This is a genomic window from Kitasatospora sp. NPDC054939, assembly GCF_053610105.1.
Genome location: NZ_JBSGXP010000031.1, coordinates 18,515 through 41,476, shown reverse-complemented (window position 1 = coordinate 41,476; position 22,962 = coordinate 18,515). Strand labels below are relative to the sequence as shown.

The 22,962-nt window shown below is 73.4% G+C and carries 17 protein-coding genes; 7 read left to right on the top strand and 10 right to left on the bottom strand.

What is annotated here, in order from left to right; translation table 11 throughout:
* Positions 1-143 precede the first annotated feature (143 nt).
* From ACWGB8_RS12090 to ACWGB8_RS12080, 3 genes are all read right to left on the bottom strand, one after another.
* The gene (locus ACWGB8_RS12090; RefSeq protein WP_452212746.1) at positions 144-1,337 is read right to left on the bottom strand and encodes an RtcB family protein; all 1,194 of its coding nucleotides are present in this window, start codon (positions 1,335-1,337) and stop codon (positions 144-146) included.
* Positions 1,338-1,660: 323 nt separating this feature from the next.
* A complete protein-coding gene (locus ACWGB8_RS12085; RefSeq protein WP_452212781.1) occupies positions 1,661-3,028 on the bottom strand; it encodes a M16 family metallopeptidase in 1,368 nt (455 codons plus the stop codon).
* Between the two features lie 23 nt (positions 3,029-3,051).
* Positions 3,052-4,431: a M16 family metallopeptidase gene (locus ACWGB8_RS12080; RefSeq protein ID WP_452212745.1), complete on the bottom strand. Its 1,380-nt coding sequence runs from the start codon at positions 4,429-4,431 to the stop codon at positions 3,052-3,054.
* Positions 4,432-4,648: 217 nt separating this feature from the next.
* On the opposite strand from ACWGB8_RS12080, the gene ACWGB8_RS12075 reads away from it, so the two are divergent.
* The 6 genes from ACWGB8_RS12075 to ACWGB8_RS12050 all read left to right on the top strand — a co-directional run bounded on the left by ACWGB8_RS12075 (position 4,649) and on the right by ACWGB8_RS12050 (position 11,594).
* Entirely contained in the window at positions 4,649-7,099 is a 2,451-nt protein-coding gene (locus tag ACWGB8_RS12075) for a DNA gyrase/topoisomerase IV subunit A (protein WP_452212743.1), read from the top strand.
* A 180-nt stretch (positions 7,100-7,279) separates the two neighbouring features.
* On the top strand, positions 7,280-7,570 hold the full coding sequence (locus tag ACWGB8_RS12070; protein WP_452212741.1) for a WXG100 family type VII secretion target: 291 nt from the start codon (positions 7,280-7,282) through the stop codon (positions 7,568-7,570).
* A gap of 31 nt (positions 7,571-7,601) precedes the next feature.
* A complete protein-coding gene (locus tag ACWGB8_RS12065) occupies positions 7,602-8,885 on the top strand; it encodes a putative T7SS-secreted protein (RefSeq protein WP_452212739.1) in 1,284 nt (427 codons plus the stop codon).
* A 10-nt stretch (positions 8,886-8,895) separates the two neighbouring features.
* On the top strand, positions 8,896-9,903 hold the full coding sequence (locus ACWGB8_RS12060) for a hypothetical protein (RefSeq protein WP_452212738.1): 1,008 nt from the start codon (positions 8,896-8,898) through the stop codon (positions 9,901-9,903).
* Positions 9,894-10,667, top strand: a complete 774-nt coding sequence (locus ACWGB8_RS12055; RefSeq protein WP_452212737.1) for a hypothetical protein — start codon at positions 9,894-9,896, stop codon at positions 10,665-10,667. The genes ACWGB8_RS12060 and ACWGB8_RS12055 overlap by 10 nt, the downstream gene beginning before the upstream one ends.
* 24 nt (positions 10,668-10,691) lie before the next feature.
* Positions 10,692-11,594 (top strand): sucrase ferredoxin, encoded by a 903-nt coding sequence (locus ACWGB8_RS12050; RefSeq protein ID WP_452212736.1) that lies wholly within the window; start codon positions 10,692-10,694, stop codon positions 11,592-11,594.
* A gap of 77 nt (positions 11,595-11,671) precedes the next feature.
* Here the strand turns inward: ACWGB8_RS12050 and ACWGB8_RS12045 are convergent, their stop codons facing one another.
* From ACWGB8_RS12045 to ACWGB8_RS12035, 3 genes are all read right to left on the bottom strand, one after another.
* On the bottom strand, positions 11,672-13,345 hold the full coding sequence (locus tag ACWGB8_RS12045) for a solute symporter family protein (protein ID WP_452212734.1): 1,674 nt from the start codon (positions 13,343-13,345) through the stop codon (positions 11,672-11,674).
* Entirely contained in the window at positions 13,342-13,776 is a 435-nt protein-coding gene (locus ACWGB8_RS12040; protein WP_452212732.1) for a DUF485 domain-containing protein, read from the bottom strand. The genes ACWGB8_RS12045 and ACWGB8_RS12040 overlap by 4 nt, the downstream gene beginning before the upstream one ends.
* A 254-nt stretch (positions 13,777-14,030) precedes the next feature.
* The gene (locus tag ACWGB8_RS12035; RefSeq protein ID WP_452212731.1) at positions 14,031-16,142 is read right to left on the bottom strand and encodes a DNA gyrase/topoisomerase IV subunit B; all 2,112 of its coding nucleotides are present in this window, start codon (positions 16,140-16,142) and stop codon (positions 14,031-14,033) included.
* A gap of 563 nt (positions 16,143-16,705) precedes the next feature.
* Here ACWGB8_RS12035 and ACWGB8_RS12030 point away from each other — a divergent pair.
* The gene (locus ACWGB8_RS12030; RefSeq protein ID WP_452212730.1) at positions 16,706-16,936 is read left to right on the top strand and encodes a DUF7455 domain-containing protein; all 231 of its coding nucleotides are present in this window, start codon (positions 16,706-16,708) and stop codon (positions 16,934-16,936) included.
* A gap of 243 nt (positions 16,937-17,179) precedes the next feature.
* Here ACWGB8_RS12030 and ACWGB8_RS12025 read toward each other — a convergent pair whose 3' ends face one another.
* From ACWGB8_RS12025 to ACWGB8_RS12010, 4 genes are all read right to left on the bottom strand, one after another.
* Positions 17,180-18,073, bottom strand: coding sequence for a S1 family peptidase (locus ACWGB8_RS12025; RefSeq protein WP_452212729.1), 894 nt, complete (start codon positions 18,071-18,073; stop codon positions 17,180-17,182).
* Between the two features lie 382 nt (positions 18,074-18,455).
* On the bottom strand, positions 18,456-20,102 hold the full coding sequence (locus ACWGB8_RS12020; RefSeq protein WP_452212728.1) for an RNA polymerase sigma factor: 1,647 nt from the start codon (positions 20,100-20,102) through the stop codon (positions 18,456-18,458).
* 741 nt (positions 20,103-20,843) lie between these two features.
* On the bottom strand, positions 20,844-21,782 hold the full coding sequence (locus ACWGB8_RS12015; RefSeq protein WP_452212726.1) for a FadR/GntR family transcriptional regulator: 939 nt from the start codon (positions 21,780-21,782) through the stop codon (positions 20,844-20,846).
* Between the two features lie 265 nt (positions 21,783-22,047).
* On the bottom strand, positions 22,048-22,962 hold the full coding sequence (locus ACWGB8_RS12010) for a hypothetical protein (RefSeq protein ID WP_452212724.1): 915 nt from the start codon (positions 22,960-22,962) through the stop codon (positions 22,048-22,050).

Sequence of the window (22,962 nt, the reverse complement as noted above, 5' to 3'; positions counted from 1 at the left end):
GGCGCCGCCGACGTCCCTGTGGTCGACGCATCGTCTCTCCACGTCCCCCCGGCGTCCGGCGCCCGCCGACCCCCAGCCGCGCCCGCGGGGCTCCCCCCCCCCCCGGCGGGGCACCCCTGCGGCGTTCCGGACCGGGGTACCGGTCAGCCCTTCACGCAGACGACCTGCTTGAGGTGGGCGACCACCTCGACGAGGTCGCGCTGCTGCTCGATGACCTTCTCGATCGACTTGTAGGCGCCCGGGATCTCGTCGACCACACCGCTGTCCTTGCGGCACTCCACACCCTTGGTCTGCTCGACCAGGTCCTGGGTGGTGAAGCGCTTCTTGGCGGCGTTGCGGCTCATCTTGCGGCCGGCTCCGTGCGAGGCCGAGTTGAACGACGCCTCGTTGCCCAGGCCGCGGACGATGTACGAACCGGTGCCCATCGAGCCCGGGATGATCCCGAAGTCGCCGGAGCCGGCCCGGATCGCGCCCTTGCGGGTCACCAGCAGGTCGACGTCGTCGTAGCGCTCCTCCGAGACGTAGTTGTGGTGGCAGCTGATCACCTCGTCGAAGGAGACCTTCGCCCTGGCGAACTCGCGGCGCACCACGTCCTGGAACAGCGCCATCATCAGCGCCCGGTTGTTCTTGGCGTACTCCTGCGCCCAGAAGAGGTCCTGGCGGTAGGCGGCCATCTGCGGGGTGTCCGCGATGAACACCGCCAGGTCGCGGTCGACCAGGCCCTGGTTGTGCGGGAGCGACTGGGCGACGCCCATGTGGTGCTCCGCCAGCTCCTTGCCGATGTTGCGCGAACCGGAGTGCAGCATCAGCCAGACGGCACCGGTGGTATCGACGCACACTTCGATGAAGTGGTTTCCGCCGCCCAGGGTCGCCATCTGCTGCGCGGCCCGCTCGCGGCGCCACTTCACCTCGTGGGCCACACCGTCGAAGCGCTGCCAGAAGTCGTCCCAGCCGGCCGTCGCGAAGCCGTGCAGCTTGCGCGGGTCGACCGGGTCGCTGTGCAGTCCGCGGCCGACCGGGATGGCCTGCTCGATCCGGCTGCGCAGCCGGGACAGGTCCTCGGGGAGGTCACCCGCGGTGAGCGAGGTCTTGACCGCGCTCATCCCGCAGCCGATGTCGACGCCGACCGCCGCGGGGCAGACGGCGCCCTTCATCGCGATCACGGAGCCGACCGTCGCGCCCTTGCCCAGGTGGACGTCCGGCATCACGGCGAGGCCGTGCAGCCAGGGCAGCGAGCTGATGTTGCGCAGCTGCTGCATGGCCTGGCCCTCGACCGTCGCCGGGTCGGTCCACATCCGGATCGGGACCCGGATGCCGGGTACCTCGGTGTACGACATGGTTGAACGACCTCCAAGGTCGGTGGGTTCAAGCGTAGGGTGCTGCCGCACGTCGAATCCCGGTGCGGCGCGGGGAAGATCAGGGGTGGGCTGCGCTCAGGCGGCCTGGGGGCATCGGTAGGGCGGCCGTGGGGAGCGCCGTATGGTTCGCTCGACCCGCATGGTGACCGCCTCCCTTCGAACTGTCGCGCGTTCGTCTGCCGGGGACATCTACCCACGGCGCGGCCGGGCCCCGCAAGGGGATTAACGCGAAGGGCCCGGCGGAGCGGGAAGCTCCACCGGGCCCGGCCCGATCGGTGATCGGGAGGGGTTTCGGTCCGCAATCAGGTGGTGACGACCGTGACCTCGCCGATGCCGAGGTTCTTCACCGGGTCGGCGATGACCGCGGCGTCGCCGACCAGCACGGTGACCAGGCGGTCCGGCGGGAAGGCGGCGACGACGGCCTCGGTGGCGGCGGCGGTGGGCAGTTCGGCGAGCTGCCGGTAGACCTCGGCCTGGAAGTCGTCCGGCAGGTGCTGCTCGACCTGGTCGGCGAGGGTGCCGGCGACCGAGCCCGCGGTCTCGTACTTGAGCGGGGCGACGCCGACCAGGAACTGCACGGCCTCGTCGCGCTCGGCGTCGGTGAGGCCCTCGGCGGCGAGGGTGCGCAGGATGGTCCAGGTGTCGGCGAGCGCCGGGGCGGTGGAGGCGGTGTCCACCGAGCCGCTGACGGCGAGCAGCGCGCGGCCGGAGCCGTCCGCGGCGGAGCGCAGCGGCTGGGCGAACGCCCGGACGCCGTAGGTGTAGCCCTTCTCCTCGCGCAGGACGCGGTCCAGGCGGGAGGTGAGGGTGCCGCCGAGGCAGTAGGTGCCGAGGATCTGGGCGGCCCAGGCGGGGTCGTGGCGGTCCGGGCCGATCCGGCCGATGAGGAGCTGGGTCTGCACGGAGCCGGGGCGGTCGACGATGACGACGCGGCCGGTGTCGTCGGCGGTGACGGGTGCGTGGGCGGCGGGCTCGGCGGTGTCGCCGGTCCAGCTGCCGAGGGTGGCTTCGAGCAGGGCGGGCAGGTCGGTGCCGTCGAGGTCGCCGACGACGACCACGGTGGTGGTGCCGGGGCGGACGTGGGCGTCGTAGAAGGCCTTGACGGCGGCCCGGTCGATGGCCTTGACGGTGTCCGCGGTGCCGCTGCGCGGGCGGGAGAGCCGGTCGGCGGCTTCGAAGAGCTCGGCGTAGAGGGCCTTGGCGGCGCGCCGGGCGGGGTTGGCCTGCTCGTGGACGATCTCGTCGAGGCGGTTGGCGACCAGCCGCTCGATCTCGTCCTGGGGCAGGGCGGGGGCGCGCAGGGCGTCGGCGAGCAGGCCGAGTCCGCGCTGCAGGCGGGAGGCGGGGACCTCCAGGGAGACCCGGATGCAGGGGTGGTCGGCGTGGGCGTCCAGGGTGGCGCCGGCGCGTTCGAGTTCGGCGGCGAACTCCTCGGCGGTGAGGCTGTCGGTGCCCTCGTTGAGCGCCCGGGCGAGGATGCTCGCGACGCCGTCGAGGCCCTCGGGCTCGGCCGCGAGGGGCGCGTCGACGAGGACGTCGACGGCGACGAGCTGCTGGCCGGGGCGGTGGCAGTGCAGGACGGTGATGCCGTTGCCGAGGGTGGTGCGCTCGGGTGCCGGGAACGCCCACGGGCCGGGGGTGCCGGGCTGCGGCTGGGGGTGGAACGTCATCGCGGGGACGTGGTCGGTGTTGCTCATTCGGCGGTCTCCTCGGCGGCGGCGGTGGCGTCGGCGGCGACGGCGTCCGCGGGGTCGGCCCCGTCGCCCTCGGCGGTGTCGTCGGCGGTGGTGGGCTCGTAGGCGAGGACGGCCCGGTTCTGGGGGTGCAGCCGGGCCTGGGCGACGGCCCTGACCTCTTCGGCGGTGACGTCGAGCACCTTGGGGAGGGCCTCGTTGAGCAGCTTGGGGTCGCCGAACAGCACGGCGTAGCGGCAGAGTTCGTCGGCGCGGCCGGCGACGGTGGTGAGCCGGTCGAGCCATTCGCGCTCGATCTGCGCCTGGGCGCGTTCGAGTTCCTCGGCGGTGGGGCCGTCGGCGGCGAAGCGGGCGAGCTCCTCGTCGACGGCGGTCTCGATCTGCTCGACGGTGGCGTCGCCGGAGGTCTTGACGTCGAGCCAGCCGAGGCTGGGGGCGCCGGCGAGGCGCAGCAGGCCGAAGCCGGCGGCGACGGCGGTGCGGTCGCGGCGGACCAGGCGGTTGTAGAGGCGGCTGGATTCGCCGCTGCCGAGGATGGTGAGGGCGAGGTCGGCTGCGTCGGCCTCGCGGGTGCCGTCGTGGGGCAGCCGGTAGGAGGCCATCAGGGCGCGGGAGGGGACGTCCTCCTCGACGAGTTCGCGGATCTCGCGGCCGATGGTGTCGGGCAGTTCGCCGGAGCGCGGGGGCTGCTTGCCGTCGTGGCCGGGGATGGTGCCGAAGTACTTCTCGACCCAGGCGATGGTCTGCTCGGGGTCGATGTCGCCGACGACGGCGAGGACCGCGTTGTTCGGCGCGTAGTAGGTGCGGAAGAACGCGCGGGCGTCCTCCAGCGTGGCGGCGTCGAGGTCGGCCATCGAGCCGATGGGGGTGTGGTGGTACGGGTGGCCGTCGGGGAAGGACAGCGCGGTGAGCTTCTCGAAGGCGGTGCCGTACGGGACGTTGTCGTAGCGCTGGCGGCGCTCGTTCTTGACGACGTCGCGCTGGTTCTCCATCGAGGTGTCGTCGAGGGCGACGAGCAGGGAGCCCATCCGGTCGGCCTCCAGCCAGAGGGCGAGCTCCAGCTGGTGGGCGGGCATGGTCTCGAAGTAGTTGGTCCGCTCGAAGCTGGTGGTGCCGTTGAGCGAGCCGCCGGCGCCCTGGACCAGTTCGAAGTGGCCGTTGTTGGAGACGTTGGCGGAGCCCTGGAACATCAGGTGCTCGAAGAGGTGGGCGAGGCCGGTGCGGCCCTTCACCTCGTGCCGGGAGCCCACGTCGTACCAGAGGCAGACGGCGGCGACCGGGGTGAGGTGGTCCTCGGAGAGGACCACGCGCAGGCCGTTGGCCAGGCGGTGCTCGGTGATGGCGATGCCTTGGTTGGAGGCGGGGGCCGGGTGGGCCATGCGCTCGGGTCCTTCCCGTCGTCGGGTCGGGGGCTGGTTGGGCGTCCCCCATTGTGGTGCAACGCACGGGAGCCGGGATTGTGTCCGCGCGGATCGGGCGTTCGCCAGGGGCGGAAGAGGGGCGCTGGCGGGCGGTGTCGGCGGGAGGGGTCACAATGGGGGCGCCGTGCCCTGATGGACGGAAGCCGCAGACGAGACGCAAGGGAGCCCCGCCGCGATGGCCCGCCGCAGTTCGCAGACCCCGCCGCCCGGAGATTTCGAGGAGCGGATCCTCGATGTCGATGTCGTGGACGAGATGCAGGGCTCCTTCCTGGAGTACGCCTACTCGGTGATCTACTCGCGCGCGCTGCCCGACGCGCGGGACGGTCTGAAGCCGGTGCACCGGCGGATCCTGTACCAGGCCAACGAGATGGGCCTGCGCCCGGAGCGGGGGCACGTGAAGTGCGCCCGCCTGGTGGGCGAGGTGATGGGCCGGCTGCACCCGCACGGCGACGCGTCGATCTACGACTCGGTCGTGCGCATGGCGCAGCCGTTCTCGATGCGGCTGGCGCTGATCGACGGCCACGGGAACTTCGGTTCGCTGGGCAACGACGACCCGCCGGCCGCGATGCGGTACACGGAGTCGCGGCTGACGGCGGCGTCGATGGCGATGGTGGAGTCGATCCACGAGGACACCGTCGACTTCGGTCCGAACTACGACGGCAGCGAGCAGGAGCCGCTGGCGCTGCCGTCGGCGTTCCCGAACCTGCTGGTGAACGGTGCGACGGGGATCGCGGTCGGCATGGCGACCAACATGCCGCCGCACAACCTGTCGGAGGTGGTGGCCGCCGCCCGGCACCTGATCAAGCACCCGAACGCGGACCTGGAAACGCTGATGCGGTTCGTGCCGGGCCCGGACCTGCCGACCGGCGGCCGGGTGGTCGGCCTGTCGGGCATCCGGGACGCGTACGAGACGGGCCGCGGGACGTTCAAGATCCGGGCGACGGTGTCGGTGGAGGCGGTGACGGCCCGGCGCAAGGGCATCGTGGTCACCGAGCTGCCGTACAACGTCGGCCCGGAGAAGGTCATCTCGAAGATCAAGGACCTGGTCAACGCGAAGAAGCTGCAGGGCATCGCGGACGTCAAGGACCTGACCGACCGCGAGCACGGGCTGCGGCTGGTGATCGAGGTGAAGAACGGCTTCGTGCCGGAGGCGCTGCTGGAGCAGCTCTACAAGCTGACGCCGATGGAGGAGACCTTCGGCATCAACAACGTGGCGCTGGTGGACGGCCAGCCGCTGACGCTGGGGCTGAAGGAGCTGCTGGAGGTCTACGTCGATCACCGGTTCACGGTGGTGAAGCGGCGCAGCGACTTCCGGCGGCGCAAGCGCCAGGAGCGGCTGCACCTGGTCGAGGGCCTGCTGGTGGCGCTGGTCGACATCGACGAGGTCATTGCGATCATCCGGTCCAGCGACAACGCGGCGCAGGCGAAGGAGCGCCTGATGGAGCGCTTCGGGCTGTCGGACGTGCAGACCGCGTACATCCTGGACACCCCGCTGCGCCGGCTGACCCGGTTCGACCGGGTGGAGCTGGAGGAGGAGCAGGCAAAGCTGAACCGCGAGATCGCGGAGCTGACGGAGATCCTGGAGTCGGACGCCAAGCTGCGCAGCGTGGTGTCGGGCGAGCTGGGCGCGGTGGCGAAGCAGTTCGGGACGGAGCGGCGGACGGTGCTGCTGGAGGCGGGGGCGGTGCCGTCGGCGGCGCTGTCGGTGCCGCTGGAGGTGGCGGACGACCCGTGCCGGGTGCTGCTGTCGTCGACGGGTCTGCTGGCGCGGACGGCGGACGGCGAGCCGTTCGAGGTGTCGGAGAAGCGGGCGAAGCACGATGTGATCGTGTCGGCGGTGCCGGCGACGGCGCGGGCGGACGTGGGTGTGGTGACGTCGGTGGGCCGGGTGCTGCGGCTGCCGGTGATCGACCTGCCGGCGCTGCCGCCGACCCCGTCGCCGTCGCTGGCGGGCGGGGCCGCGGTCGGCGAGTTCCTGCAGTTGGAGGACGGCGAGCGGGTGCTGGCGCTGACCACGCTGGACGAGTCCTCGCCGGGGCTGGCGCTGGGCACGGTGCAGGGCGTGGTGAAGCGGGTGGTGCCGGAGTGGCCGGCGAACAAGGACGAGTTCGAGGTGATCGCCCTCAAGGAGGGTGACGAGCTGGTGGGCGCGGTGGAGCTGCGGACCGGCGAGGAGGACCTGGTCTTCATCACCTCGGACGCCCAGCTGCTGCGCTACCCGGCGGGCCAGGTGCGTCCGCAGGGCCGTCCGGCGGGCGGTATGGCGGGGATCAAGCTGTCGGACGGGGCGCGGGTGCTGTCCTTCACGGCGGTGGACCCGGCGGTGGACGCGGTGGTCGTCTCGGTGGCGGCGGCGTCGGACACGCTGAGCGGTTCGGAGCAGGTTTCGTGGAAGGTGACGCCGTTCGAGCTGTACCCGCGCAAGGGCCGGGCGACGGGCGGGGTGCGCTGCCAGCGGTTCCTGCGCGGCGAGGACGGGCTGGCGTTCGCGTGGGCGGGTGCGGCCCCGGCGCGGGCGGCGACGGCGAAGGGCGCTCCGGTGGAGCTGCCGGAGCGGGATCCGCGCCGTGACGGTTCGGGCACGCCGGTGACCACGCCGGTCGCGGTGGTGGCCGGTCCGGCGTAGCGGGAGCGGCGCGCGGCGGGTGCAGGGGTGTCGGACGCCGGTCCGGCGCCCCTGCGCCGTCCCCGGCACCCGTGCGCTCCCCGCCGGGCGGTGCAACACGGGGTGCGCCTGGGAGTTCTGACACCCCATGGGCTAGATTCGCGCCAGCGGTTTTCGACGGACGGACGTGGGGGCGGACCGGTGGGCGACAGCTTCAGGATCGACCTGGCGCGGATGCGGACGGTGTCGCGGCAGCTCGGCGAGTGCGGCGAGCGGATGGGCTCGGTGGCCGAGCGCCTGGAGAGCCTGGGGCGCGGCGGGCAGACGGGCTCGTCCCGACTGGACTCCGCGGTCCGGGAGTTCGAGGAGGAGTGGCACGACGGCATCGGCCGGATGGCCCGGCTCGCCACCGGGCTGCGGGAGGGCCTCGACGCGACGCTGAAGGCGTACGGGGAGACCGAGCAGGCCGTCGCCGGGGGACTCGCGACCTGAGTCGCGGCGCAGCAGGGGGAGTGCGGACGGTATGAGCGACCAGAACTGGCCGGGCCTCGGTTTCTGCCCGGCACCGGGGGATCCCGGGGCGATCGCCCGGATGTACGCGGATGTGGACTCCGTGGCCCGGGAGTTGGAGGAGTTGCGGCACGCCCTGGCGGCGGTCGGCACGGCCGGCGGCGGCTGGGAGGGCGAGGCCGCGGAGAAGTTCGCGAAGCGGCTCGGTGAGCTGCCGAAGTACCTGGACCAGGGCCACCGTTCGATGGCGGCGTGTTCGCTGGCGCTGAAGACCTGGCACACCCAGTTGGCGGGGATGGTCACCGCCGGGGGTGCGATGGAGTCCGAGGCGGTCGAGCTGCGCGGCCGGGTGGCGCAGGCGGACGCGGAGGCCGCGGACCTGGGCCGGGCCGTGACCGCGTACGGCCGCCCGGACGCGCAGGCGCCGGCCGGGGCGCTGGAGCGGGCGCAGGCGCGCTTCGAGGCGGCCCAGGACGCCGGGGCGCGCAGCCGGCGGCAGCTGGAGGAGGTCGTCGCGCGGGCCCGCCGCCAGTTGGAGGACCACCGGCAGAAGGCCGAGGCCGCGGCCCGGGCGGTGCTGGAGGCGGCGGAGAACCACCCGCCGGACCCGAGCGTGTTCAAGCGGCTGCTGGACGGCGCCAAGCAGGCCTGGGAGGGCTCGCTGGACTTCCTGGTCGAGCACGCCGACCTGCTGTCGCGGGTGTCGGCGGGGCTGGCGATCGCGGCCCTGTCGATCTCCTGGATCCCGGTGGTCGGCCAGGCGGGCGCGGCGGTGCTGGGCGGCGCCGCGATGCTGACCAGCGCCGGTGCGCTGATCGGCCACGGGGTGGGCAAGAGCCGCGGCAAGGACGTCTCCTGGCTGGACATCGGGGTGGACACGCTCGGCGTGATCCCCGGGGTCGGGGCGATCAAGGGCTTCGCGACGGCCGGACGCACCGCGCCGAAGGTGTACGGCGCGGGGGCGGTCAACAAGCTGGTGAAGGCGCCAGCCATGAACCTGGCCGCGCCGGTCCGGCTGAGCCGGGGCGCGGGGCTGGGCGAGCGGACCCGGGCGGCCGGCAGCGGCCTGTTCGAGATGACCGCCAACCCGCTGAGCACCAAGGGCATCAACGCGGGTCTGCGGCGCTTCGGTTACGAGGGGGTGGACCCGCGGAACATCACCCTGCCGGTGAAGGCGTTCACGCTGGAGCTGGCGCTGGCGAAGGACGCCGCCGAGCGCTCCGAGCAGGCTTCGCCGACGGCGCCCGCGGCGGCGGTGCGCCCGTCCGCGAGCCCCTTCCTGCGCGCCGTCGCCTGAGCGGGGAGCCATGACCGAGCACCGGGCCCGGCCCGAACCGCCCTCCGGGGAACTGCCGTTGTCGGGGCGGGAACTCGCGGCGATCCCCGAGGTCGCCGAGGCCGCGCAGGGCGTCCGCGCGCTGTACGGCATCGATCTGCTGGACGACGCGACCGCGCGGGACGTCGTGCGGCGCCACGAGCGGCTGCGCGGCGCCGGCGGCTGGCACGACGAGGCGGGCGGGATCCTGGTCCTGGGCGGTGCGGTGGTCGCGGGCGTGCTCGGGGCGGGCCTCGGCCCGGCGCCGTCCGCCGGGCAGCTGGCCGGGCTGGTGGCGGCCTGTCTGGCGGTGCCGGTCGGGGTGCTGGTCTGGGTGGCGGGCTACCGGCAGGGCCGGGGCCGGCGGGAGGCGTTCGCGCACTTCGTCGCGTACACCGGGCTGCTGGAGCTGGCCCGGGAGCGCACCGCGCCGGTCCGGGTGCCGCCGGAGTGGAGCGCCGAGCGGGCCCGGGCCCTCGGCGGCCCCGAGGACCCGGACGGGGACGGCCCGCGGCCGTTCGTCCCGGTGGCCGCGGTGGCCGGGCACCCCGTGCTGCGCGAGTACGCGACCGGGCTGGGCGCCCGCCACGGGATCGACTACCTCGACGAGCCGGCTGTCCGGGCGCTGTTGGCCGAGCAGCGGCGCGCCTGGCGCCGGGTGACGTTCCACATCGCGGTGCTGATCGCCGCGCTGCTGGCGGCGGGCGGCGCGCTGTTCGTGGCGGCCACGCTGCGCCCGGACGCGGCGGTCGCCGGAGCGGCGGCCGGGGGCGGCGGCGGGGCGCGGGCGGCGCTGGTGGCGGCGGGCCTGTTCGGCGCGGTGGCACTCGGCTCGGCCGTCCGGCTCACGGCCACCCTGGTGGCGCGGGCGCGCAGCGGCCTGCGGGCCCGCGCGGTCGGTTACGTCGCGCTCCTCGAACACGCCCACCGGTGCGGGCTCGCCGTACCGCGGCTGCCGTCCTGGCTGGACACCACGGAAAGGTCGAAGCGGTGGACGTGACTGCCGTCGATGCGCACTCCCCCGACCCGGATCTGCAGATCCGCTTCGTCACCCCGCTCGCCTTCCACGAGGTGCCGGTGCTGGGCACCGAGGACGAGGTCGCGGAGCAGCTCTGGGAGCTGGTGTGCGAGGTGCTGCCGTCCGAGCCGGACGAGACCCGGATGGGCTGGGCGATGCTGCTGTCCGAGCTGATCCCGCCGATGGCCGGGGCGGGGGTGATCTACGCCGGGCTCTGCCTGACCGAGGTCGAGGGCCGGGCGAGCACCGCCTCGGTGGTGGCCTCGGTGCAGCCGCTCGGCGGGGTGCGCCCGGAGGAGGCGGTGGAGCGGTCCGTCGCCGCGCTGGCGACGGCCCGTCCGGACGCCGAGGTGACCACCGTGGACCTGCCCGCCGGGCGGGCGGCGGTGCTGGTCGACGCGGTGCAGAACCGGGTCGCCGGCGAGCTGTTGAGCACCTCGGTGATCCAGGTGCACCTGCCGCTGCCGAACGGCCGGCAGCTGCTGTCCATGGAGCTGAGCACGCCCTGCACCCAGGACTGGGAGCTGTACTCGGAGCTGTTCGCCGACCTCGTCCGCAGCATCCACCTGGAGTTCGCCGACCTCCCGACCGGTCCTGCCGCAAACCCTGCCGCGGTCGCTGCCGGCGCCGCGGGCGACCAGGCGGGCAACGGGCCGGGCGACGGGGCGGCGGCGCGGCCTCCGGCGGGACTCGGGCTCCGGCGGAGCGACACCCCGGACGGCAGGGTCAGGGCCGCCTTCGGTTGAGCCGGCGAGGGTAGCCTGGCCTTCGTGAGCACCTGCACCACGCTGTCGCGTGAACTCGCCGAGCCGCTCGCCGCCACCGCGGCCACGGCGACCACCTGGCTGCTGCTGGAGCAGAACGGACCCTGGGGCGCGAAGGCGCCGGTCGAGAGCCACCTCGACGCCGTGACCGGCCGCGCCCTGGAAGCGGCGGCCGAGGGCACGGGCGTGCGGGTGGCCCTGATCCGGCGGCCCGGCCGGCACGCGGACTGCCTCCCGACCGCCCGCCACGAGGTGATCGTCGCGCACGCGGTACCCGGCCGCGGGTGGGTGCGGCGGGGCTCGGTGGCGGACCCGGCCGACCTGCTGGCCCTGGACTTCGCGGCGCTCGGCGCCGGCGACCACGGCGGCTTCGGCACCGAGCACGTCGGCGGCCCGGTGGCCCTGGTGTGCACCAACGGCCGCCGGGACCGCTGCTGCGCCCTGCTGGGCCGCCCGCTGGCCGCCCAGCTGGTGTCCGCGGGCCACAGCGAGGTGTGGGAGGTGACGCACCTCGGCGGGCACCGCTTCTCCCCCACCATGCTGGTGCTGCCGGGCGGTTACGCCTACGGGCGGCTGACCCCGGAGAGCGCCAAGGAGGTGCTCTCCGCGACGGCCTCCGGCCACCTGGTGCCGGAGTGGTCGCGGGGCTGCTCGGGCTGGGCGCGTCCGGGGCAGGCCGCCGAGCACGCGGTGCGCCTGGCGACCGGCGAGACCCGGCTGGACGTGCTGACGCTGGACCGGCAGGAGGCCGCCGCGGGGCGCTGGCTGATCGGCGTCCGGCACCGGGACGGCCGGGGCTGGGACGTCGAGGTGGCCGAGGCGGTCAGCGAGCCGGCCCGCCCGGAGAGCTGCGGCAAGGCGGCGGGCCTGCCGTCGCGGATGGACGTGGTCGCGGTGCGGGAGCGCTGACGCCCCCGCACCCGGCGCCCGGGGATCCGGGTTCCATGGTCCGGAGTTCCGGAGTTCCGGGGTTCCGGGGTCCCGGGTCAGACCGCGCCCGTCCCGGTGAGCGCGCGGACCTCCAGCTCGGCGTAGCGGTCCGGGTCGGCGGGCTCCGGCGAGGTGACGGTGCCGACCCAGCCGGCCAGGAAGCCGAGCGGGATGGAGACCAGACCGGGGTTCTCCAGCGGGAACCAGTGGAAGTCCACCCCGGGGAACAGCGCCGTGGGGCTGCCCGAGACCACCGGCGAGAACACGACCAGCAGGACCGCAGGCACCAGCCCGCCGTACACCGACCAGACCGCGCCCTTCGTGGTGAACCGGCGCCAGAACAGGCTGTAGAGCAGCACCGGCAGATTGGCCGAGGCCGCGACCGCGAAGGCCAGACCGACCAGGAAGGCCACGTTCAGCTGCTGGGCGAAGAGGCTGAGCGCGATCGCGAGCGCGCCGATCGCCACGGCCGCGATCCGCGCCACCCCCACCTCCTCGTGCTCGGCGCCCGCACCGCCCGTACTCCGCGGCCGCGGGACCCCGGTGCGCCCGCCCCGCCGGGGCCGGCCCCGCCAGGCGCCCGCCCAGAGGTCGTGCGCGAAGGCGGCCGAGGAGGCCAGGGTCAGCCCGGCGACCACCGCGAGGATGGTGGCGAAGGCGATCGCCGAGATCAGCGCGAACAGCAGCACTCCCCCGGTGCTGCCGTTGCCGCCGCCGAGCACCAGGGCCAGCAGCGGCACGGCGGTGTTCCCTGCCGGGTTGGCGGCCCGGACGTCCGCCGAGCCGACCAGGGCGGTGGCTCCGAGGCCGAGCAGGATGGCCATCAGGTAGAAGCCGCCGACCAGGCCGATCGCCCAGATCGTGGAGCGCCGGGCGGCCCGCGCGGTGGGCACGGTGTAGAACCGCGACAGGATGTGCGGCAACCCGGCGGTGCCCAGCACGAGCGCCAGGCCGAGGCTGAAGAAGTCCAGCCGGCTGACCGCGCTGCCCCCGTACTTGAGGCCCGGTTCGAGGTAGCGCCGGCCCGCCCCGCTGTGGTCGGCGGCCTGGCGCATCAGCTCGGGGACGTCCCCGTGGAAGCGCACCAGCAGCAGCACGGTGAGCAGGACCGAACCGGCCATCAGCAGGCAGGCCTTGACGATCTGGATCCAGGTGGTGGCGCGCATCCCGCCGACCGTCACGTAGACGATCATCAGGGCGCCGACGCCGACGATGGTCCAGGTCCTGGCCGCGCCGCTGTCGGTGCCCAGCAGCAGGGCGACCAGACTGCCCGCCCCGACCATCTGGGCCACCAGGTAGAGCAGCGTCACGACGACGCTGGCCCCGCCCGCCGCCGCGCGGACCTTGCGCCGCCGCAACCGCAGCGCCAGCACGTCGGCCAGGGTGTAGCGGCCGGCGTTGCGGACCAGTTCGGCGACCAGCATCAGCACCACCAGCCAGGCGACCAGGAAGCCGACGCTGTACAGCACCCCGTCGTAGCCGTAGAGGGCGATCAGCCCGGCGACGCCCAGGAAGGAGGCGGCGGACAGGTAGTCGCCGGAGAGCGCGAAGCCGTTCTGCAGCGGGCTGAAGTCCCGCCCGCCGGCGTAGAAGTCCTCGGCGGCGTGGCCGCGCCGGCCGACCCAGAGGGTGATGCCGAGGGTGACCAGGACGACGACCGCGAACAGCAGCACGGCCAGGCCGTGGTGGTCGCCGGCGGGCGCGACGGGCGGCGGGGTGGCGGTTCTCATCGCAGCTGGTCCTGGGTGTCCCAGCGCAGCTCCAGGGCCGCGCGGTCGCGCTTGGTACGGGCGTTGCGGGCGTAGAGCCAGGCCAGCAGGAACGTCGAGGCGAACTGCAGCAGACCCAGCAGCCAGGCGACGTTGAGCGGGCCGACGACCCGGCTGCGCATCATGTCCGGGGCGGCGGCCTGGGCCGCGACGTACAGCAGGTACCAGCCCAGGAAGGCCCCGCTGGTCGGGAAGACGAAGGCCCGGTAGCTGCGACGGATCTCCTGGAACGCCTGGCTCTCCTGGACCGAGCGGTAGACCTCGACGCCGCCGGCGTCGGCGCGGGCGTGGGCGTCGGCGCGGGCGTTCCCCCGGTCGGCGGGATCGGTCCCGGGGGGCGGCGAATCGGGTCTGTGCCCCTGGGCGGGACCACTCGTCTGCTGGTGCGGCACGGCTGCTCCTGGGCCGGAGGGCGCTGTTGACCGCACCATGATGGTCGTCTGCGCACGCCCCCGAGCCCGGCAGCAGATACGTTCACTCAATAAGGTGACAGCTCCTGACAGATCATCCCACCGACGCCGGTACGACTACTGCTGCGACCCGGTGAACTGCGAGCCGGTGAACGCCGACGCCCCCGCCCCGGGAGGTCCCGGAGCGGGGGCGCACACGGCCCGACGGAGCGTCAGGTGGGGCGAAGGGCGGGGCGTCAGGCGTCGATCCGCGAGCGGTCCAGCGTGGCCGCCGAGTCGACGATGAACTCCTTGCGCGGGGCGACGTCGTTGCCCATCAGCAGGTCGAAGATCTTCTCCGCCTGCTCCAGGTCGCCCAGGTTGATCCGGCGCAGCGTGCGGTGGCGCGGGTCCATGGTGGTCTCCGCCAGCTGGTCGGCGTCCATCTCGCCGAGACCCTTGTAGCGCTGGATCGGGTCCTTCCAGCGCAGCCCCTTGCGCTGGAACTCCAGCAGCGTGGAGCGCAGTTCGGAGTCGGAGTAGGTGTAGTGGTACTTCTCCTGGCCGCGCTTGGGGTTGGTCAGCTCGATCCGGTGCAGCGGCGGCACCGCGGCGAACACCCGGCCCTGCTCGACCATCGGCCGCATGTAGCGCTGGAAGAGGGTCAGCAGCAGGCAGCGGATGTGCGAGCCGTCGACATCGGCGTCGGCCATGAAGATGACCCGGCCGTAGCGAGCCTGGTCGATGTCGAAGGTGCGGCCGGAGCCGGCCCCTATCACCTGGATGATCGCCGCGCACTCGGCGTTCTTGAGCATGTCGCTCACGGACGCCTTCTGCACGTTGAGGATCTTGCCGCGGATCGGCAGCAGCGCCTGGAACTCGGAGTTGCGGGCCAGCTTCGCGGTGCCGAGCGCAGAGTCGCCCTCGACGATGAAGAGCTCGCTGCGGTCGACGTCGTCGCTGCGGCAGTCGGCGAGCTTGGCCGGCAGCGAGCTGGTCTCCAGCGCGGTCTTCCGGCGCTGCGCCTCCTTGTGCTGACGCGCGGCGACCCGGGTGCGGGCCGCGGCGACGACCTTGTCCAGCACGGCGCGGGCCTGGAGCTTCTCGTCCTTCTTGGCGGAGGTCAGGAAGGCCTTGAGCTCCTTGGCGACGACCGCCGCGACGATCCGGTTGGCCGCCGAGGTGCCGAGCACCTCCTTGGTCTGGCCCTCGAACTGCGGCTCGGCCAGCCGGACGGTGACCACCGCGGTCAGGCCCTCGGTGGCGTCGTCCTTGGTGACGTCGTCCTCGGCGACGCGCAGCAGCTTGGCCGAGCGCAGCGCCTCGTTGACGGTCTTGGCGAGCGAGCGCTCGAAGCCGGTGACGTGGGTGCCGCCCTTGGGGGTGGCGATGATGTTGACGAAGGAGCGCAGCGTGGTGTCGTAGCCGGCGCCCCAGCGCAGCGCGATGTCCACGCCGAGGTGGCGGGTGACCTCGGTGGGCGTCATGTGGCCGAGCTCGTCCAGGACGGGCACGGTCTCCTTGAAGGTGCCCTCGCCGTGCAGCCGCAGCACGTCGCAGATCGGCTTGTCGGGGGCGAGGAAGTCGCAGAACTCGGCGATGCCGCCGTCGTAGCGGAAGGTGCTCTCCTCGACCTTCTCGCTCTCGGTGAGCCGCTCGTCACGGACGACGATGGTCAGCCCGGGGACGAGGAAGGCGGTCTGCCGGGCGCGGTTGTGCAGGTGCTCCAGGGAGAGCCGGGCGTCCTTGAGGAAGATCTGCCGGTCGGCCCAGTAGCGGATCCGGGTGCCGGTGCGGGTCTTCGGGACCTTGCGGGCCCTGGCGAGGCCGTTCGCGGGCTCGAACGGCGCGTCGGGGCCGCTCTCGGTGAAGATGCCCGGGGTGCCGCGCCGGAAGCTGATCGCGTGGGTGTGGCCGCTGCGGTCGACCTCGACGTCCAGACGGGCCGAGAGCGCGTTCACCACGGAGGCGCCGACGCCGTGCAGACCGCCGGAGGCCGCGTAGGAGCCGCCGCCGAACTTGCCGCCGGCGTGCAGCTTGGTCATGACGACCTCGACGCCGGACAGCCCGGTCTTCGGCTCGACGTCCACCGGGATGCCGCGGCCGTTGTCGCGGACCTCGACGGAGGCATCGTCGTGCAGGACCACCTCGATGCGGTCGCAGTAGCCGCCGAGCGCCTCGTCGACCGAGTTGTCGATGATCTCCCAGAGGCAGTGCATCAGGCCGCGGCTGTCGGTCGAGCCGATGTACATGCCGGGGCGCTTGCGGACCGCCTCCAGGCCCTCCAGGACGAGCAGGTGCCGAGCGGTGTAGTTGGAACCGTCGTCGCCGGCCAGCAGTGCGGACGGCACGGTCGTTTCGGCACTCACGCGGCACTCTCCTCGGTGAAGTTCTGTCTCGTCGCTCGGTGGGGCCGGTGCGGTCCGGCGCCGCCCGGCCCGTACCGGCACCGGTCGTTCCAGTCCAGCACAGCGGACCGACATCCGTTCCACTCCGTATGTACACCCCTGCGCAGGGTGCACAGCACGGAGAGCCGGTCCCGCGCAGCTTGTACGCGCTGCGCGAACAAGGCCTCCGCGGGATCGGGGCCGCCGGGGCGCCATCTCCTCCCGGTACCACCGGTCCTGGCGGACCGTGGGCCCGGCCGCAGGCTCCGGAACTGCCGTTATGCAGGCTACCGGGGCCTGGGACGGGGCTTATGCTCCAACCCAGCAGAGGATTATGCTACGCGGACCTCGCACCCGGTCCCGATCGGGCGTTCGAGCGATGGGCGGATCCTGGGATTCGGTACGCATGAACCACCGGCCCCCGGGGCACGTCCTCATCAACACAGCAGAATCCTCAGAGAAGAAAAGCCACGAGCGGGAACGTTTTCGGCCTGGTTGGATGTTGACCCTGGTACGACAGCTCGTCGAGCTAGAGAAGAGGCGACGTGACTACTGTTCTGACACCTGCGAGCCCGCTCACCGCGGCTGACCGCTGCGACCGCTGCGGCGCCCAGGCCTACCTGCGCGTCGTACTCGCCAGCGGCGGCGAGCTGCTCTTCTGCGCCCATCACGGCCGGAAGTTCGAGCCCGAGCTCAAGAAGATCGCCGTGGAGATACAGGACGAGACCGGCCGGCTCGGCGGCACGAGCAACACGGCCTCCGACGACGAGCGCTGATCCAGGCGCCTCAGCAGCAGAACCAGCGTCGAGCTGTGTTCGGTCGCGCACTCTGCGCGACCGTCGGGCCGGGCGGCGAGTCCCTTCGGGGGCCCGCCGCCCGGCTCCGCTGCATCCGGGGCCGCCGCGGATCCGGCTCCACTGCACCCGGCTCTCAATGCATTCTGGGCGGCTGAATCCGGGGCTACTGGATCGGGGCCCGCTGGATCGGGGCTCTCTGGATCCGGACGGCCGCCTCCGGCGTCAGACCACCGAGCGCACCCAGTCCGCCACCGAGGCGATCCGGGTGTAAACGCCCGGGTGGGCCGCCTCCGCGCAACCCGTCCCCCAGGACACCAGGCCGACCAGTCGGCCGTCGACGACCAGCGGCCCGCCGCTGTCCCCCTGGCAGGCGTCCTTGCCGCCCTGCTCGTGCCCCGCGCACACCATGCCCCGGGCCTCGAAGCGGCCATCCGCCCCACCCGGGTACGCACGGACGCACGCCTGGTCCGAGACGATCGGCACCTCCACCCCGCGCAGCGTGGGCGAGTAACTACCGTTGCCGACGGTGTCCCCCCAGCCGTAGACACGCGCCGGCGTGCCCGCCGCGTACGGCCCGGTCTCGCCCTGGCCGACCGTCCGGATCACCGGCCGGGTCGGCTGCGGATCGGCGAGGGTGAGCACCGCCACATCGTTCATGTTGGTGTGGAAGTCGTACGCGGGGTGGACCACCACCGACCGCACCTCCACCTCGCGCCCGGCCGAACCCCGCAGGTCGTCCCGGCCCAGCACGGCCGTCAGCCCCGGGCGCTCGACCCGCTTGCCCGAGGACTCGTCGTAGAAGCAGTGCGCCGCCGTGATCACCTTGGTCGGCGTGAGCAGCGCACCCCCGCAGAACTGGCCGGAGCGGCCGCTGCCGAACAGCCGGCGGCTGGAGAGCGCCACCATCCACGGGTGGTCCTTCGTCGACACCGCCGTACCGCCGACCACCCGCCGCTGCGCCTCCGCCGGCGCCGCGGCCCCCACCACCAGCAGTTGCACGGGCAGTGCGGCCAGCAGGGCCAGGACGGCCGCCCGGCGGCGACCGGGGCGGCGGTTCGCGCGCCCGGCACCGTCGCCGAGCCGGGCCGGTGGCGGGACGGCAATCGGCAGGTCCACGCGGTCCGGGTAGGGCAGCACCGTGTCTCCAGGTTGGCTCGGCAGCAGGCAACCGGCACAGCGTAGGCGAACCACTACCGTACGCGACCGGCTCCCGGCCGACAGCCACCCGGACGAGCGACAACCAGCACCCGCCCGCTGACGCAGTCGGCCGCAGGGGGTGGGGCCAGCGGGCGAGGGGTGGCGTCAGGCACCGTGGGGTGCCCGCAGACGCAGGGGGTGCCGTCGGTCACAGCGGGCTCCGTCGGTCGCGGACGGGCGCAGGCGGGCGGGCCGACCGGGCTCGCCGACCGGCTCGCGGATCGCACCCGCGCATGCGGCGAGGCCCGGAGCGGTGTGCTCCGGGCCTCGCCGTTACGACTGGTGCAGTTACTGGACCGGATCAGTCCAGGTAGTCGCGCAGCACCTGGGAACGCGACGGGTGGCGCAGCTTCGACATCGTCTTGGACTCGATCTGGCGGATGCGCTCACGGGTGACCCCGTAGACCTTGCCGATCTCGTCCAGCGTCTTCGGCTGACCGTCCGTCAGGCCGAAGCGCATCGAGACTACGCCCGCCTCGCGCTCGGACAGGGTGTCCAGCACCGAGTGCAGCTGCTCCTGGAGCAGGGTGAAGGAGACCGCGTCGGCCGGGACGACCGCCTCGGAGTCCTCGATCAGGTCACCGAACTCGCTGTCGCCGTCCTCACCCAGCGGGGTGTGCAGCGAGATGGGCTCGCGGCCGTACTTCTGGACCTCGATGACCTTCTCCGGGGTCATGTCGAGCTCCTTGGCCAGCTCCTCCGGGGTGGGCTCGCGGCCCAGGTCCTGGAGCATCTGGCGCTGGACGCGGGCCAGCTTGTTGATGACCTCGACCATGTGCACCGGGATACGGATGGTGCGGGCCTGGTCGGCCATCGCGCGGGTGATCGCCTGGCGGATCCACCACGTCGCGTAGGTGGAGAACTTGTAGCCCTTGGTGTAGTCGAACTTCTCGACCGCACGGATCAGACCGAGGTTGCCCTCCTGGATGAGGTCCAGGAAGAGCATGCCGCGACCGGTGTAGCGCTTGGCCAGCGAGACCACCAGGCGGAGGTTGGCCTCCAGCAGGTGGTTCTTGGCGCGGCGGCCGTCCTCGGCGATGATCTCCAGCTCGCGCTTGAGCTTGGGGGCGAGCTTGTCGGCGGCGCTGAGCTTGTCCTCCGCGAAGAGGCCGGCCTCGATGCGCTTGGCGAGCTCGACCTCCTGCTCGGCGTTGAGCAGCGGGACCTTGCCGATCTGCTTCAGGTAGTCCTTGACCGGGTCGGCGGTGGCACCGGCGACCGCGACCTGCTGCGCGGGCGCGTCGTCCTCGTCGTCGTCGGAGAGGACGAAGCCCTCCGACTCCTCCTCCGGACCGCCGGCCTCGCCCTCGGTACCCGGCTTGTCGCCGGGCAGCGCCACGTCCTCCAGCAGCTCCTCTTCGCCGAGCAGCTCCTCGTCGCCCTTGCCGCCCTTGGCGGCGGTGGTCTTCTTGGCGGCCGTCTTCTTCGCCGGGGCAGCGGTCTTCTTGGCCGCGGCCTTCTTCGCCGGAGCGGCGGCCTTCTTCGCCGGGGCCTTCGCCTCGGCGACGCCGGCGACCGAGCCCTCGACCGGGACCTCGGCGGACACGGTGCTGACCGGGGCCGCGGCGGCCGGGACCGCCACCGGGGCGGCGACCGGGGCACCGGGCGCGATCCGCACCGGGGGCTTGGTGGGGGCGGACGGGGTCCGCGTGGTGACCGCCTTGGTGGCGGTGCGCTTGGTGGGGCTCTTGGCCGCGACGCTCTTGCGCTTGGCACCGGCCGGCTCGGCCGCGCTGACCATGAGGTCCACGCCCTCCTCAATCAGCACCTGATTGAGGCTGCGCATGACGTTCTTCCACTTGGTGACCGGGATCTGGTCCGCCTCGAAGGCCTGACGCACGTCGTCACCGGCGATCTGCCCCTGGGCCTTGCCCCGCTCGATGAGCGCCAGGAGAGCCGCGGACTCGGCGATCTCGGGGGGGAGCGAACGGGATGTGCTGGCCGACACGAACAACCTCTCGGACGATGAGTGGACTCGAAACCCGTACCGGCCGCCCGAGCGGGCGGGGAAGGAGATCGCGCGCCGGGCGCGCGGTGTCGATTCCGACCGACTCGGGCTTCAGGACTGGGTTTGCAGGACGGCAGCAGCGCCGCACACCAACACAGCATTCTGACATGTTGGGGTATTCCGGAGCTGCTTCCGCTCCGTACACATCGCTGCTACCCGTCAAGTGTTACGCATGGCCTTCGTGTCGCGGGTCACACCGGGTTCGGCCGGTGCTCGCCGGGATCCGCCGGGGTGGCGTCGGATCCTCCGCAGGGGTCGCGCGGGGTCCGTCCGCCACAACGGGGGCCGCTTCCATCGTGCCGCATCGCGAGCGAAAACCCCTCGGGGGAGGTGGGCGGGGGTCGAGTGGGGCGGTGGTCGGGGCGATCGGAGGCGGGGGCAGGGGCGGGGTGGTCGGGGGCCTCGTGGTCGGGGGTGGGGTCGGGTGCAGGGCGGTGGCGGATCTCGGTGCGGGGGCGGACGAACTCGGCGCTGGGTCGGGTGGGAGCCGGGGCCCAGCGAGGTACCGGGGCGGGCGGGGCCGGGGCGGGCGGGGCTCCGGGGCGGGTGAGGGGGTGGCTGCGGCGCGGGGTCGGGCGGGGCGACCGGTGGTGTGCGGCGGCCCCCGGCTGCGCGTGGGGTGCAGCCGGGGGCCGGGTGGCGGTCACGGGGTGGCGGGGTGCGGGGCGGGCGCGGGTCGGCTCAGTGCTCCCGCGGGGCGGGGACGGAGGGCTCGATCTCCGGGTGCACGGTGAGCAGCGCCCGCATCGCGGCCTCGCCCGCCGTACCGTCGCCGGTACCGAGCGCGTCCACCAGCCGGGCGTGCAGGCTGACCGACGACTCGGACGGCCGCTCGCAGGTGGTGCCGGGGCCGCCGGAGACCTGGAGGGCGCAGGAGACGATGCCGGAGAGGTGCTCCAGCATCCGGTTCCCGGCCATCTGCAGGACCAGCGCGTGCAGCTCGGCGTCGGCCCGCGAGTAGGTCGAGAGGTCGGCCTGGGCGGCGGCGTGGCCCATGATCTCGGTCAGCTCGACCAGCCGCTGCTGGACGTCCTCCCGGCCGTGCCCCGCGGCGAGCCGGGCCGCCAGCGGCTCGATCGCCCAGCGCAGCTCGAAGAGCTCCCGGCGCTGCTCGTCGCGCTGCGGGCCGAACGCGCGCCACTCGATGATGTCCGGGTCGAGCAGGTTCCAGTCGCCGACCGGGCGGACCCGGGTGCCGACGTTCGGCCGGGCGCTGACGAGGCCCTTGGCCTCCAGCACGCGCAGCGACTCCCGGACGACGGTGCGGGACACCTCGAACCGCTGGCCGATCTCCTCGGGGACGAGCGGGCGGTCGGCGCCGAGGTCCCCCGAGACGATCATCTGGCCGAGCTGCTGCACGAGCTGGCCGTGCAGCCCGCGGCCCCGGCTGCTGGTGGTCTTGCGGCCGACCCGGACGAGGTCGGACTCGGCGCCCTCCCAGCGGGGCGGGGGCGGCACGGGCCGGTCGGCGTACGAGAAGCGGTCCAGATCGCCGTGGCCGGTGCCGTGGATGGCGCCGTCGGCGGTACGGGCGTTGGTCATGGTGGGGTGCGCAAGGGTACTCACAGCTCCTTTGTCGGCGATCGGCGGCCGCAGCTTGAGAATTCTCGTGAAAAGCACACGAAAGGGTGATCGACCGTGACTGGATAATTGACTTCTTATCAGGAAGAAACGCTCAATACGGTCACTGCTGGTCGATCTTGGCGAACCGCCGCCCCGGCCCTCCCCGCACCGCAGTTGGGGCAGGCGCGGGGAGGAGCGGGGAGGAGCGGGGAGGGCCGGTGCGGAACGCCGGGCGGTGCGGGGGCGGGGAGCTCTGCGGTGCGGGGGCGGCGCGGGGGGCGCCGGGACGCCGGGACGCCGGGACGCCGGGACGGGGCTCGGGTCAGAGCGCGCGGCGGCGGGCCTGGAGCAGGAGCGCGAGCACCAGCAGGACGACCGCCGGCGAGGCCACCGCCGCGAGCAGGACCGGGTCCGTCAGGGCGGACCCGCCGTCAGGTCCGTCCGCAACCCGGTGGCCACCGCGGTACACCCAGGCGTACGCCCACTCCAAGCCCGACTGGAACGGCAGCAGTTCGGCCGCCCGGGCCGGCCAGGCGGCTCCCGTCTGGCGCAGCAGCAGCGCCACTCCCGACTCCAGCAGCGGCGGCAGCGCACACAACATCAGGATCCCGGCCGCCGCACTGCGGGTCAGCGACGCCGTCAGTACGCCCGTCCACCCCGCCACCACCACGAGCAGGACGAAGGCCAGCAGCGCCGCAGGGGCACCGGCGCCGGTGCCCAGCGCCAGCGGCGCGAACACGGCCGGGAGGTCGCCCAGCCCGGACAGCCCCGCCCGGGCGAGCAGGCCCGACGTCCGGACCGACAGGGCGGACGGGTCCGCCAGCGCCGCCACCGTCGCCCCGGGTGCCAGTGCCAGGTGGGCGGCCACCGCGTCCACCGCCACCGTGAGGACGGCCAGTACCGCAGCCACCGCGCCCACCACCGTCAGCTTGCCCAGTAGCAGCCGGACCCGGCGCAGATAGGACACCTGCGAGGCCGCCAGCCCCTGGTAGCGCACCTCGTGCCCGTAGGACAGCGCGCCCAGCACGCCCGCCCCCAGCGCCGCGAACGGCAGCGGGATCAGCGGCACCGCCGCCGTCAGCAACCGCACCCCCGCCGCGCCGCCGACCGGGCCGTCGGGCGTCTGGTGGGCCAGCACCGCCGCCACCACCGCGTCACAGAGCAGCACGGCACCGAGGAGGAGCCAGGTCGAACGCAGGCCGCGCAGACGCCGCAGCTCATAGGCCAGTACTCGCAC